At 59.6% G+C, this 14,502-nt stretch carries 9 protein-coding genes; 3 read left to right on the forward strand and 6 right to left on the reverse strand.

Annotated features, from left to right (window positions below; genetic code table 11):
* The 3 genes from HYG82_RS40980 to HYG82_RS40990 all read right to left on the reverse strand — a co-directional run bounded on the left by HYG82_RS40980 (window position 1) and on the right by HYG82_RS40990 (window position 5,335).
* Window positions 1-1,671 carry an outer membrane protein assembly factor BamB family protein gene (locus HYG82_RS40980; protein ID WP_179263991.1) on the reverse strand — a complete coding sequence of 557 codons (1,671 nt, stop codon included), beginning with the start codon at window positions 1,669-1,671 and terminating at the stop codon, window positions 1-3.
* A gap of 225 nt (window positions 1,672-1,896) precedes the next feature.
* The gene (locus HYG82_RS40985; RefSeq protein WP_179263993.1) at window positions 1,897-3,540 is read right to left on the reverse strand and encodes a PQQ-binding-like beta-propeller repeat protein; all 1,644 of its coding nucleotides are present in this window, start codon (window positions 3,538-3,540) and stop codon (window positions 1,897-1,899) included.
* A gap of 181 nt (window positions 3,541-3,721) precedes the next feature.
* Entirely contained in the window at window positions 3,722-5,335 is a 1,614-nt protein-coding gene (locus HYG82_RS40990; RefSeq protein WP_179263995.1) for an outer membrane protein assembly factor BamB family protein, read from the reverse strand.
* Between the two features lie 1,172 nt (window positions 5,336-6,507).
* On the opposite strand from HYG82_RS40990, the gene HYG82_RS40995 reads away from it, so the two are divergent.
* Window positions 6,508-6,870 (forward strand): TRAM domain-containing protein, encoded by a 363-nt coding sequence (locus tag HYG82_RS40995; protein ID WP_179263997.1) that lies wholly within the window; start codon window positions 6,508-6,510, stop codon window positions 6,868-6,870.
* 1,078 nt (window positions 6,871-7,948) lie between these two features.
* Here the strand turns inward: HYG82_RS40995 and HYG82_RS41000 are convergent.
* Window positions 7,949-9,946: a hypothetical protein gene (locus tag HYG82_RS41000; RefSeq protein ID WP_179263999.1), complete on the reverse strand. Its 1,998-nt coding sequence runs from the start codon at window positions 9,944-9,946 to the stop codon at window positions 7,949-7,951.
* 180 nt (window positions 9,947-10,126) lie between these two features.
* On the opposite strand from HYG82_RS41000, the gene arcS reads away from it, so the two are divergent.
* Window positions 10,127-11,884 (forward strand): archaeosine synthase subunit alpha, encoded by a 1,758-nt coding sequence (arcS, locus tag HYG82_RS41005; RefSeq protein WP_179264001.1) that lies wholly within the window; start codon window positions 10,127-10,129, stop codon window positions 11,882-11,884.
* 451 nt (window positions 11,885-12,335) lie between these two features.
* Here arcS and HYG82_RS41010 read toward each other — a convergent pair whose 3' ends face one another.
* Complete coding sequence (locus tag HYG82_RS41010) at window positions 12,336-13,235, reverse strand: glycosyltransferase family 2 protein (protein ID WP_179264003.1); 900 nt, start codon at window positions 13,233-13,235, stop codon at window positions 12,336-12,338.
* A gap of 53 nt (window positions 13,236-13,288) precedes the next feature.
* On the reverse strand, window positions 13,289-13,996 hold the full coding sequence (locus HYG82_RS41015) for a class I SAM-dependent methyltransferase (protein WP_179264005.1): 708 nt from the start codon (window positions 13,994-13,996) through the stop codon (window positions 13,289-13,291).
* A gap of 223 nt (window positions 13,997-14,219) precedes the next feature.
* On the opposite strand from HYG82_RS41015, the gene HYG82_RS41020 reads away from it, so the two are divergent.
* Complete coding sequence (locus tag HYG82_RS41020) at window positions 14,220-14,501, forward strand: MarR family transcriptional regulator (RefSeq protein ID WP_179264007.1); 282 nt, start codon at window positions 14,220-14,222, stop codon at window positions 14,499-14,501.
* Window position 14,502 lies beyond the last annotated feature (1 nt).

The raw sequence follows: 14,502 nt of genomic DNA on the forward strand, positions 1-14,502 counted from the left end.
TCACTCATCGTCCGCTCGTTTGTCGCCCCCCTGGTTATCGTTAGTGATGAGTCGACGCGAGGCAAGGGCCGCACCACCGGCCATAACGGCGAGACCGGTGATGGCACCGAGTGGATTCACATCGCCGAAGAAGCTTCCCGTCGATCCCGTTTCGGATGGCGCCCCGGACTGGTTCGCACCACCGCCCGAGTCGTTACCGGAATCGTCAGCCGAACCCTCTGTTTCGTTCGAGTTCCCGCCTGTTCCGTCGGATTCTTTCGAATCGGTTCCGGAATCGCCAGAGCCGTCAGAGTCTTTCGAATCGTCTCCGGAACCGCCCGTCCCGTCGGAATCCTCTGAATCGCCGCCAGAGCCGCCCCTATCGCTCGAGCCGTCTCCGGAACCATCGGACCCGTCGGAGTCTTTCGAACCGTCTCCGGAGTCGTCATCTGAGGTACCGTCGTCGGTGGTGCCGTCGTGTGACGTCTCTCGAATCGCCATCACGGTCTCATCACCGACCAGATAGATCGTTTCCTCGCTAATGGCGAGCTGACTGGTCTGATCCGTGCGATCCATGTCGAACCGCCACTTTTCCGTCCCATCAGTCTTGTCGAGAGCGACTATGGAGTCGGGTTCCGTCTCGGCTCCGGAGTCGGACGATAAATACGTGTAGATCGTCTCGCCGACGATCACAGGCCGTGTTCCGCCCCCTGACCATTGGTGCAGGGTCTCGCAACTCTCGATATCCACTGCTTTCGCGCCGCTCTGGCCGGTGATAACGGCGATATCGTCTCCGAGCGCGAAATGAGTTCCACTGCGATCAAACAGGGCTTCCTTCGTCCGGGAGTCGTAGACGGTAATGTCCGTTTCGCCGAACGCGGTTGATTCGATCGCGATTGCGTTCGAATTCGCCGCGACCGACCGCACGTTACCTGCGGCGTCACCCCCGAACCGATCCACCGTTTCACCCGTCATCGGATCGAGCGCGAAGCACATCTTGATCGCCGCAAAATAGAGGAGTTCGTTGGCTGCCGCCGTTCGGAACGGGGGTTCGTCGCACGACCCCGTGTTGTCCGTCCATTCGTACAGTTCCCGCGTCCACCGGCTCGAACCGTCGTCAGTCTCGAGGGCGTACAGCGTTCCATCCACAGTTACGTAGATAGCACCGTAGGCGACCGTCGGCGCGGAGATGAACTCGGCTCCGAGGTCTCTGTGCCATCGTCTACTCCCGTCGCTCGGGTCGAGAGCGACGATTTCGCCGTCTCCGCCGGCGTAGATCGTTTCATCGGCCACGACCGGATACGAACCGCATACGTCATTCGATTCCCATTTGACCGAGCCGTCGGTGACGGTTCGAGCATGGATGCCGTCACCGGTTCCGATATAGATGGTGTCGTCTGCAACCGCAACCGTATCACTTCCCCTGTCGGCCGTCCATGCGACCTCGAGGGTGTCGCCGTCGAACTCGCCGCCCGTTTCGAAGAAAGACGTATTCGCCTCGTTACCACGATACGACATCCAGCCAGCCGGCCGATCCGTCTCGGGGAGTGCGTTCGGATCCTCGCTCCCATCGGAATCCTCGCACCGTTCTCCTGAGCTGGCGCTGACACTATCGCCGCCGGTGAGTACCCCGCCAGCGATAGTTGCCCCAGCCCCCGTTATCAGGAGGCCGCGCCGGTTGCATCTCGACATATACTGACGATCAGAAACAGCGGTTATTCATACACACAATCTAAGGAGGTTGCACGTCAAGCAACATACGCGGCGGACGGCATTGGAAACGCCTCAGATTGCTGTTTCACCGCTTTTGGGGAAATATCCGGTTTCGGCGACGCCGCCCGCCCGCGACCGCGCAATGATACAATCGCTTGTCTCGACGAAACGGTTCGTTTTCGGTTTTGGCGCTAAATTTCGACGTCAGTCACGATCCACCGATTCGTCGCTGGCGATGAGGCGACGAGCGGCGAGCGCCGCGCCACCGACGGTGCTGGCGAGTCCGCCGACGATGCCGAAGCCGGGTGTTGACTCCGCTTTGTCGGAGTCGTCTTCAGGCTCGTTCGATGGTTCTTCGGCGTCTCCGGAACTGCCGTTGCTTTCGTCGGCGTCAGTTCCGTTCAGTTCGGTACCGGGAGCTGAATCAGTGTCGTTCGAGACGGTATCACCGCTGGTGTCTGTATCGGATGACTCGTCGCTGTCTCCAGCAGTATCACCATCCTCTCCATCAGTGCTCTCAGATTCGCCGTCGTTGTTGGTACCGCCGTCGGGACCACTACCGTCGGACCCGTTAGCGTCGGATTCGGACTCGCGGCGCTGATCGTCATCCTCGTCGCCGTCGTCAGGGGTCGTAGACGTGTTCCGATATGCCGTCAGCCGTCCACCGCCCAGAAGATAGAGCATTTCGGTGCCGACGACGAGTGTCGGTTGGATGTATCCATGATCGAGTTTGGACTCCCACTTTGTTGTCCCATCGTACTTGTCGAAAGCGATGAGTTTCCCTGAACTTCCGTCGTGGAAGTAAACGGTCTCGCCGACGATCACGGGTTGGACACCCCCTTCCGGCACCTCCCATAGCCTGTCGCCGGTCTCGAGATCGACCGCAAACAGTCCGTGCTCCTCGTAATTCTCGTGCATACAGACGGCGACTTGCGTACCGAGAGCCAACGAAGACGATCCGGGAACGGCTGCGATCTCCTCTTGCGTCTCGATGTCGTACAGCCAGGTCGTGTTCGTTCCCGCAACTGCGAGCGTGGTGGAACTCGCAGCGACTCTCGGAGCGGCACTTCCATCGTACGGTAGTTCCCATGCGACGTCTCCCGTCTTCGGATCGAACCCGAAGGCTTGCTCCGACGAGATGAAAACGAGACCGTTGGCCACAGCCGGTGTCCCCCAGAAACTGCGAACGTTCAACTCGTCGGACTGTCGGGACCACCGGAGCGAGCCGTCGTCGGTTTCGAATGCGTACACCGTCTCCCCGCTGATCAGATAGACTGCACCGTGAGCCACTGTCGGGGACGACTGAATCGGTCTGTCGTTCCCGATGTCAACGGTCCACCTGTGACTCCCGTCCGCTCGATCGAGCGCATGGAGCTGGGCCTCTGATTGGGCTCTCACACAATAGACTGTGTCTTCGGTCACAGTGGGATCGCCAAACGCCGTTTCGTTCTTCCACTCGACCGACCCGTCGGCGGTGCTGAGAGCAACCATGCCCTCGCGATGAATGACACTCTTGTCCATCGTCGCCGCACCGGAATACACAGTGCCATCCGCAACGGCGATCCGATCGCCGCCTAAATAGGGATGCCTGCTTCTCGCCTTGTCGTATTCCCAGACAGATTCGAACGTGTTCGCACCGAATTCGGGCCCATCAGCGATGTAGTTCGCGTTTCGCGCGCTACCGTTAGCAGAGATCCAGCCCGCCGGTTTGTCCGTCTTCGGGAGGGAGTTCGAACCGGTACCCGTTGCACCGACACTGGCAGCCCCGCCGGCCGACAGAATCCCACCAGCCATGAGTGCCACACCCATGCTCGTCTCGAGCACATCGCGACGGTTGTAGTCCGACATACAGCCCTCCTGAAGTCGTCACTCTTTACGTATATTCGAGTTAATGTGCCGTGGAAATCGCTCACATTCCATGCTGGCGATATCGGCGCTGTTAGCTCTCTTTCGGCCGTTGTGGCTATTGAGTAAGACACAACGTTTGATAAAGAAAAAACAGAGGCGGTATCGCGGAGTCGGCGCTCAGTCACTCCGGCAGGTCGTCACTCGAGACGAGGCGACGGGCGGCGAGTACTGCGCCACCGACCGTTCCGGCAAGTCCGCCAACGACGCCGAAGCCGGGTGTCTTTTCCGTTTCGTCGTCGGACCCGCTCGAATCGGCCTTCGAGTCGCTCGTCCCCCCGGTACTCTCGTTCGTCTCAGTGGCGTTCGAATCGTCGACAGCAGGGGTTTCAGACTCGAAATCGTCCGACTCGGTACCGTTTCGGGTGTCGGAACTCTCAGATTCGGTGCCGTCGCCAGTGTCCGCCCCTCCAGATTCGGTGCCGTCGCCAGCACCATCGGCACCGTCATTCCCGGTACCGCCACTCTCGCTTCCAGTGGTGTCCGACATGTCCCGCATTGCTACTACACCGTCTCCTACCAGATACATCATGTCGCCGCTCACGACGAGGTCGAGGAAATCCCTCGAGTCGTCGTCCGGGAGAGCTGGTGTATACGTCCACTGTTTCGTCCCATCGTGTTTCGAAAGGGCGATTATTTCTTCGTTTTCATATGTGTAGACGGTATCCCCGACGATGATCGGTTGGGCCGTCACGTTAGAATTCCTCCACAGCTTTTCGCCGCTTTCTATATCAATCGCTGTCAACCCGCCCTTGTAGTGGCGGATGATGGACACGTTTTCACCATGAGCAACTCGATCGCCGTCGATTCCTCTCGTGATCACCTCTTGGGTCTCGATGTCGTAGAGGCCGACGACTGGATCCACACGACGATCCAAGGCGAACGTCGCTGAACTGACGGCCACTGATTCGACAGATCTACTCAGACTGTCCTCCGCCTGAAAGTCCTCGTCTAGTTTCCATTGTATCTCACCCGTCGTCGGATCGAGCGCGAGGAGCTCTCCGACCGCTGATGCATACACCAATCCGTTGGCTGCAGCCGGCGTCGTATCGAAGATCCGATCCTCCGTTGCGTGCTCGATTTGCCATCGAACCGTGCCATCATCGGTCTCGAGTGCATACAGCGAGCCGTTGACCGTCGTGTATACGGCGCCATATGCCACATTTGGGACGCTTGCCTTCCCATACTTGGGTGTCCACCAAAGAAAATTATCTTCTGAAGGGCCCTGATTCTCGTCGAAGGTGACCTCCCAGCTGATCTGTCCGTCCGAGCGATCCAGCGCAACGATCCCGTATGGCTTCCTGACGAAGACCGATTCATCGTCCACCGCTGGATCGGTGCCAGCAACGGTCTCGTTTTTCCACTTGATCGACCCATCGTCGGCATTGAGTGCGGCGACACCCTCGGCGTTACCTGCGGAGTACCCCGTGTACACGGTGGCGTCTGTTGTGGCTATCTGAGAGTTTTTGAAGGTCGGCCTCGTATACGATTGATCGTTCACCCACACTGTTTCGAGTGCATTGCCATCGAATTCATGGCCATTCTCGATGTAACTCGCATTCTTCGAATTCCCCTGGTACGATGTCCACCCCTCGGGTTGACCCGTCTCCGGAAGAGACAGGAAATCGCTGTCCGTCTCAGCGCCAGTGACAGTCCCGCTTCCTACCGCACTCCCACCAGCGATGAGTACTGCACCCGTACTCGTCTTCAGAACGTCGCGCCGCTTGTATTCAGACATACACCGATGTGAAGTAGCGCCCCTCTTTTACTTACGGATGGTATAGTTTTACAATTAACACGCTGTGGGTTGCGATACGTCGTCGGTACCGGTTTCCTCGGAGATAGACGGATTCGTCGCGGCACTTGCATGGTGCCCAACGCTTCGAATTTGGCAAAAATGACAATACGTGCGTCTATTCTCAGTCACGCTCTGTCGGATCGTCACTTCTGCCGAGACGGCGAGTTACACGCACCGCGCCATCGACGGTGCTTGCGAGTCCGACGGCCACCCGAAGCCGGAAGTCTTTCTGCACATTGGTGTCGGATTCCGCTATGCTCGAATCGGTCTCGGGGTCAACCGGGCCGTTCCCGCTCTCGTCAGTATCGGCCCGTTCGAACCGGCGTCAGTGGAGTCTGCAGCACTCGTGTCAGTATCAGAAGGATCGATACTACCGCTTTCACCGTCGGCGTCTCCTTTAGAAGCGCCATCGAAATCGTCGGCATCGGTGCCGCCATCGCCTCCACTATCTTGCGTCGCGCTTATCCGTATCGGATCTGGAATCGGGACTCCATTTGTGGTCTTCATCACAGTTGCAGGCACCATCGCCGTCGGTGTCAGTTTCATCCGGTGCGTTACGTGGCGAAGCAATTCGGCCGTCAGAGCCGATGACATAGATCGCATCGATGCTTGGTACGACTCGAAAGCCGGACAACGAGAGAATATCTGGCAACTCTGGCGTGAACAGTGTCCCTCTCCGTCGATCTACCCACGTCGTGTACGAGGAGTGGGCCGACACCGCTTGCATCGCTTGCCGAATACGGGCCATATTCAGTGCCGTCCGTACCAGCAATGCGGCTGTGGGCTTCTTTTCTGGGTTCTTCGTTCATCCAGCCCGTTCCGAGTGCGTCCGGATCGATATCGAGGCCATCCTTGCTGTGGTTCGCGTTCTTCGGAGCGGCGCGGCCGACGGTCTATCCATCCGGTCGATTCAGATTGGAGGGCGACGTTGAGCGTGCAGTCCCGGCAGTGGCGGTAGCGACACCATTCGTTGATACCTCGTCTCAACCCAACAGTCGCATCCTGGCTTCGCCACGTTCGGCAAGGAGCCCCCAACACGTGGATTCGATATCGAAGCGGAAGCCGATGGTCAGTATCGCAACACCAAAGACCCGGGCGGAACCGATTTCGGTATGGCTGGCCCAGTAGTACTCGGCGCGGGTGGACTTCTGGTCCTCGTAATCGGCTCCGTATTGTTCAAACGGGCTCGCGGCCGAAATCGATCGGCAGGCGAGCGCCGATCGAAGGACCGCCACGAGGCAGCACAGAAACGCGAGCCGCCGGTCGATATCGGCGACACTGTGACGGTCGCCATCAGCGAGTTTACCGACCATCACTCCGGCGAACGACGAGCGGTCGGAAAAGTCGAGGGATTCGTCGTCTTCGTCGAAGACGTTCCCGACGACTGCGAGGTGACCGACCCGATTCGAATCTCGATTCTTTCGTTCAACCGCGGTCACACGTCGGCGACGGCGCGATATCTCGAGGCTGCGTAGACGTGTCGGAACTTACGGAGCCGACGAAACCACACGGATGTGAGGCCGACCCTGCGCGGGGAGTCAGGTAGATCGTGCAGGCCAGTTAGATGGGTGGACCACTCGTCGTATTTTCGCCAGACCTGAACTATAGCAGTCGTTGAAACGATTCACCCACCGCTTGCGCTGGGGCGCCCAGCGAGCGCTCGCTGGCCGGGAATTCGCGAGCGAGATGTGCAATGACGTTCAACGACTACTATAGCGGTCGTGATCGATCGTTTTGTAGCACCATCTTTCTGGGATTCTCGTCGCGGCTGCGATCGGTGCTGGTGGTCCAATCGTCGCCGATGTCGGTTCGACAGCATCCGACCCGTCGCGTTCACCGACGCGGTTTCCGCCGGCCTCTCCCTCGTGGACGAGTACGCACTCGACGAAGCTGACGAACTCCCGCGCGCCCGGGTATTCTGTTCGCAGTATGAGTCCGTCGTCGGTTATTCCGGGGTCGAAACGTTCGTCGAAGATCAGCGCCAGCCGGTCCACGACCAGCGGTTCGGCTATCGGCTCACTATCTACGTCTCGGACTACGGCGACGTCGGAATCGAGCTGACGGACGATGGCTATCCGTTGCCCGAGCGGTCCCCGGATGGACCGACGCAGAAAGGGCGCGGTTCGTCGTTGGTAGCGACGCCCAGACGCCGACCGGGGACACGGTCGTTCCGTTTGCGACCGCGGGGAGGCGACGGCGTTTACCGAGGAGTACGGCGGCACCGTTCAGTCGTGGGAATCCATCCTCGGTCGCTCGTTCGAGCGCGACGACACGGCAGTCGCCCGCGCCCGCGTCGACGACCGCTAGTGACTGGCGGGCGAACGAGTAGAAAACGCGTCGTCACTTTCCGACTGGCCGACGTCGATAGTCGTCGGTGACGGTACGGACACCGTTCAAGAAGCCGTCGACCAGGCGCCGCCGGACACGACTGTTGGGGTTCCCGATGGGACTTCGCGATTATTCTGATCTCAGCGTCAGCCGCCACGAACTGATCGTTCAGATAGGGTGAAAATGAAAAATCGATACCGAGTCGGTTCGTCAGCGCCGACGCCGTTATTCGCGGAGTCGGAGGACGAACGTCGTCAGCAGACCTGCGATCGCCGCGAGTCCAACTCCCATTCCGAAGCCGGGGATGCTGTCGCCGCCGTTTTTGTCGTCCTTGTCATCTCCGTCGTTCGAATCGGTCTTCAGGTAATTTTGCATCTCGTCGGTTTTGACCGGCGGGAATTCCTCGTCCCACTCGCCGGCCGCGTGGACGGTCGTCTTCGAGCCGACCACGTCGAGATGCTCGATGTCCGATTTCGTCGCCGACGCGGTGTCGACGTCGCCCATATCGTCGACGTAGACGTACACCGATGCGCTGCCATCGTTCGTTTCTGACGCGACACCGCTGATGGACATGGAGTTGCTGACGGTATCCGTGAGCTTGCTCATGTCCTTGAATCGTGCGCCGCCTTCGATACGAACGGTTCCGTCACCGAGATTCGCGTCGACGCGAGCGACTTCGAGTTCGGACTCGGCCAGCGCCTGAACGAACTGATCGGCGTCCGAGGACATCGTGGTCGAACTGCTCTGAACCGACTTGGCCCACGCGTTGACCGCCTGCGTTGCCAAGTCTTTGGCCTCGAGATCGAACTGCGCATCGAGCGCGAGTTCGTCCCCGTCCGTTTTCGCGGACATCTCGAACGTGACGTCTTTCGGCGGTTCGACGCCCTCAGATTCGAGTTTATCGATGTAGGCGCCCCAGTTTTCGGTGTTGCTCGAGATCGAGGCGTCGAGTTTCATCTCCTGATTCGACGTCTGTTCGATCGACCCGTCCCACTCGAGTTTCCACGTGAGGTCGGCCGCCTGCTGGGCCTCAATTGCCGTTCTTGCGCTCTCGATGTCCTCCTGCGGTATCTCCCCACTGGCGGAACTCGCTTCTATCATATCGATCATCGCGAGCGACAGTTCATCGTAGTTCGCGATGGCGATGGTCCAATCGGCGTCCATCGATCCACCACTTCCGTCGAGCGTGAACTCGAGCGTCTCGATCTCGAGGTCGGTGACGGTAGACGCGATTTCGGTTGCTTCGGACCGACTCAGATCGGTCGACGGATCGCTCGCGAGTTGGCTCGCGAGTTGCTGTTCGATACCGTTGTCGATTCCGGAGTACTCGACCGTGAACTCGAGTGTGAGCTTGTATTGGCCGTTGGATTGTTCGACGAAGTTGTAGTTGGAAATCGTGACTTCACTCGATCCGCCAAGCCCCGTTGCGACGCTTGCGTACTGCTGCTGGAGGGTCTGCTTGGCTTTTTCACGGGTTTCCCACTGACTGGCGCTCCACTCGGAGACGAGTTGCTCCTGGGTCATGTCCAAGGTGTACCCGCTGTTCGTATCTTCGAGGGAAACGTCCATGTAGGTGCCCGAAGCGGCCGCACCCATCCCACCCTCGACGGAGACGGATCCGCTCGTCTCGAGGCGATCCGGGGTAGCAGTGACGTGGCCGTTCGTGCTGACCGTCCCAGCAGTCGCGGCCTGGCTTTCGAACGTTCCCGTTGCGGACGCATCGAACGTATTCGCCTCGCTGGAAACTTCGCCGGAAACCTCGGCGTTGAGGTCTTTGAGGTCGTCGGGCTTTTGCATGATCATCGAGCCGTCTCCGGAGAGCCCGCTCTGGTCGAGGACCGCGGAGAAGCTCGCTTCCTCGTACTCCGCGTTCTGGTTATCGGTGTCGTCGACGACCAGCATGTGGACGAGTCCTTCGCTGACGTCCACCCCGAGGTCGAATTTGTTGAGGTCGGAACTATCGTCTTTGTAATGGAGAACGGCACTCCCGTCGTCTTTCAGATAGATGTCGTCAGCAGCGCCGAGGCTCGATTCGGCCTGCGAAATGCTGTCGTACGATTCGACGTCTGCGGTCGGCTCTGCAGCTTCTGCAGTCGTCGTCACCCCACCGTAGAGAAGCGGCAATCCCATCGTTGCAACTGCAACGGTAGCTACCAGAAAGACGGCAAGGAACGCCCGTACTCCGTCTTTCGTTCGTATCTTTGTATCTATTTTTGGCACCATGGTTTGTAGTTCAGCTGATAGATTATAAAGTTTTATCTTCATAAATACCTAACGGTAAAAATCAAAAAGATAGCACTAGTAATGGCCAACCACTCCAACGATGGTCGGTAGTCGGTATTCGTTTCGGAAGGTGTCGCTTCCGATCGACAGCCTCTTTCGCTCGCCCCGGTCATATCGAGTATGACCGACTTCTTCGAAGTACACGAGCGCGACGGGGCAGCGCGCGTGGGCGAACTTCGCCTGTCTTCGCCAATTTCGACCCCTGCGCTCGCCGACGGCGTCCTCGAGGACGCGGGCTCGCTCTGGAGCGGCGACCGTGAAATGCCGGCCGGTGACGAGTCACACCTCACCGTGCTCCCTCACCGAGCGTTTCCCGGCGGCACCGCAGACGAAGTTCAGGACTCGTTCGCCGTCGACTACCCCGACGTCGATTATCCCAGCGTCGCCGTCGTCTCGAGCGAGCACGCCGAAGACCACGGCACCGACGCGTACGCACTTTCGGACGTCCAGTCAGTGATGGGCCACGGCGAGGCACTCGTCGAAGCAATCGTAACCGTTCGCGAAGCGATTCCAGCAGACACGGCGTTGCTCCTCTCCGGAGTCGCGACGCCACGAAACGTCGCGCTGTTGGCCTACGCGGGCGTGGACCTGTTCGACGAGACCGCAGCCGTCGTCAGGGGAACGGAAGGCCGGTATCTGACGGCCGACGATGCGTACTTTCTCGAGGATCTCGACGAACTTCCCTGTTCGTGCCCGGCGTGCCAGCAGCCCCGCGACGAGTTTACCCGCGAGGACTGCGCCGACCACAACACCAACGCCCTCGCAGCAGAACTGGCGATCGTCCGTCGGCGCATTCGCGACGGCCGCCTTCGGGATTACGTCGAAGGACAGACCCGCCACGACCAGTGGCTCACCGCTGCAATGCGAGAGCTCGATTCCCAGTGGGGCTACCTCGAGGAACGGACGCCCATCCTTCGCGATGCCGAAATCAGCGCCGCGACCGAGGACACCCTCCGCCGAGTGGAAATACAGCGCTTTGCCGACCGGGTGACGACGCGCTACCGAAACCGGTTCAAGAACCCGCTCGTGCTGGTCCCCTGTTCTGCGGCCAAACCCTACAGCGAGTCCCAGAGCCACCGCCAGTTCCACGACGCCATTCAGTGGCGCGCCCACCTCGTCTCCATGACCAGCCCCATCGGCGTCGTTCCCCAGGAACTCGAGACGACCTACCCCGCTCAACACTACGATACGGTGGTGACGGGCCGCTGGTCCGAAGACGAGAAGCAATTCGTAAGCGAGGTGCTGCAACGCTACCTCGAGCGCAACGAGTACCCGGACGTAATCGCACACGTCCCCGACGAGGGCTACCGAGACATCGTCGAACGCGTCGAAGAACGACTCGAACTCGAAATCACGTACACGGTTCCCGAGGGTGGACATCCGACCGACGACACGTCGCTTGCGAACCTCGCCGAGTCCCTCTCGGGCGAATTGCAGTACTCCAAGCGGGAACGAGAGCACAATACGGTCCGTGCCATCGCGGACTACCTGCTCGGCGACGGCGCCGGCGACGCCCTCTTCGAGGATATCAAGACGACCAGCCGGTATCCAAAGATCCAGGTCCGTGACGACGCGGATACCCAACTCGCGACGATGGTTCCTCAATACGGGACCCTTTCGTTCACTCTCGCGGGTGCTCGACGGTGGCTCGAGAGTGATGCGCCGGTCAAACGCGTCGAGATCGATGGGTTCGTTCCTCACGGTAGCGTCCTCGCGCCGGGCGTCGTCGATGCCGACGAGGAAATCCGCGTCGGCGACGAGGTCGTCGTCGAGGGACCGAACGCCTTCGCAGTCGGACGTGCAGAGATGTTCGGCCGGGAAATGTCCGAGAGTACGCGCGGTATCGCCTGTGAGATCCGCCATGTGGAGGAGCGGTAGGAACACGGAAACCGACGACCGACGGAGACGCTACCGCGACGGCTGTACTGCTTCGCGGCCGTCGACGACGCGTTCTCGACAGGACGGACACCGGGAACCGTTTACGAATCGATTGACGAATCGTTCACACTCGGGACACTGAAAGAGACAGGACTTCGAGGGGGACATCTTGTTTCGTCGCCATTTCGAGGAGCCGAATAGGTGTTTTCCCGTGCTTCACTGCGGGAAAACGGACCCGGTCGCGAACCGGTGAGCCGATGCGTGGGGGGTCGGTGCTGTGCGTTCATCCTCGTCACCGCTGTGCGATCATCCTTATCACCATTACGAAAGCCGTTGAGACGCGAATTCGACGAACCTGATGACTATCGCGGCGGATCGAAGCGAGACTCGAAGATCGCGAGCCCGAATATCGCGGCGAGGAAGTCGGAGAGTTCCGATTGGTCGGTACTGATCAGCGTCGGTCGTAAACGTGGACGGCCCGGTCGTGTCGCTTCGAGAGACCGTTTGGATTTCGTCGGTTCGACCGATCGGCGTACCGGGCGCGAAGGCCGTCCAAAAACCCTCGAGCGGCGTTTCTGACGACGTCCGTGCCGTCGGATACCCAGCCCGTCGGCGTCGCGTCCCCTGACGCCAGTTGACAGGCGCCAGCAGCACCGTCGTGTACCGCGTTCTTGGCGGTTCGGGTGAGGACGCGCGGCCGCGGCCCGTAGTTCTTCGCGAGTCGGTACGTCATCGATCGGTAGGTCACACCCCAGTCGGGGTCGGCTCGACCACCGTCGGTGCCGAATTCACAGCGGGCAGCCATCGCTGCGTTCCACGAGACGTCGAAGCCGAGTGCTGCCACGCGGTGAGCACAGTCCCGCTCGCTTTCCTGGCCAATGTACTCGTCGAACCCGTCCAGTGCCTCGAGAACTGGCCGCTCGAAAGCGACGTTGTCGCCGTGAAAATGCGTTATCCGCTGACCTCCCTTCTCGCGTGGCTGCTTGAGTTCGGAGACGGCGGGGCTGCCGGTGACGGGTCCGGTGACGACGTTCGTTTCGTCGTCGATTTGGTCGTCGATGGCCTCATACCAGCTCTGGTCGATCGCGTACTCGCCGTCGAGAAAGGCAACGACGTCGCCCGTCGCCTGCTCCAGTCCGGCATTTCGAGAGACGCTTTCGTTCCGTTCGGAGATCTCGACGAGGACGTCCACGTCGTCGCGTTCGCGGACAGCACCGGTCGTCCCATCCGATGACGGGCCGTTGACGACGATTATCTCCGTCGATGGTGGCGTCCGTTCCGCGAGGGCGTCGAGACTCGATAGCAGCCGCTCCCGGTCGTTCAGCGTCGACACGACTACCGAGAGCTCCATAACGCCCGATAGGGGCTCCTGATAGTAAATAGATGGGATTCCAGTCAGCACGGTCAGCGAACCTGGGCGTTCCAGTACGACACCGACGCGAGGTGATCCACGATCTGTCGGCCTCCGATCGCTTCGTCGAGCGCTCGCAACGGCGACGCGAGTGCGTTCGGAATCGCTCGGTAGAGCCCGTACGGAAGGAGAAAGTCGTCCTCGACGTCGAGGAGCGTCAGATCCGTTTTCGCGAGCAGAACGGCGACTTCGCTCTTCGAGTACAACCGCGACCCCATCGGAAGCGCCCAGTTGTAGACACTTCGGGCGGAAAATCGGTTGAAAGTGTCGAAAACGATCTGATCACGGGAAACCCGCCGCATTTCCTGCAGAAATGCCTCCGGATCGTCCGCAAGGTGGAAAAATCGCATCGCGATTACGGTATCGAAGTGATCATCCGGAAACGGCAACCGACCCGCGTCCCCGCGGAGGAACTCGAGTGTGCCCGAAATATCGGTGTTCCGGGTTTTCTGGCGCCCCTGTTGTAACATCGCCGCAGAGATGTCGAGTCCGACGACGTCCGCCCCTTGATGGGCGAGCATGAGCGTAAATCGCCCGGTACCACAGGCGATCTCGAGTATATTCCGATCCTCGACAGGCATGATGGCTTCGAGGACGGCTTCTTTTTCCCGGCGGTCGATCAGTTGTCCACCCCGAGAAAACCGCTTATCGTCGTATTCCTTGGCAACATCGTCAGCCTGGTACCACTCCTGTCCTTTCACACTGGGCGAAGCTACTATCGTGCTGGGATAAAACGATACTGGAGTCCGTCGGCGACTCGTCGCCCAAGTCAATCGTGATTCGTCTGGGTTGCCAGCTGGACGACGTCGAAATAGGAATTTCACCGCCCTGTGATAATAGGTCATTTAGATGCATTATACAAACTGGATTATTCGTATCTGAATATAGGGAAGCTTTACCATCGTTGATTCCGCTCTCGTAGATATGAGCACAAGTACAGTCGAGGACCCGGATGCCATTGCTGAGGAACCGTTGTCGGAGGAGGAATACCGCAACCGACTCCGCGAGTTGCCGCCGAGCGCGAAGCTCGTTGCAAAAGTGTTAGAGATCGACTCGCCGCTCTCACAGGGACAACTCACCGAAGAATCGCTGCTCCCCGATCGCACCGTCCGCTACGCGCTCAATCGACTCGAAGAGGTCGGCCTGGTCGGCTCCCGGTACAGTTTCAGAGATGCTCGCAAGCAAGTGTACTTTCTCAAGCACTGAT

This window comes from Natrinema halophilum, assembly GCF_013402815.2.
In the GTDB taxonomy this organism is placed as follows: Archaea; Halobacteriota; Halobacteria; order Halobacteriales; family Natrialbaceae; genus Natrinema; species Natrinema halophilum.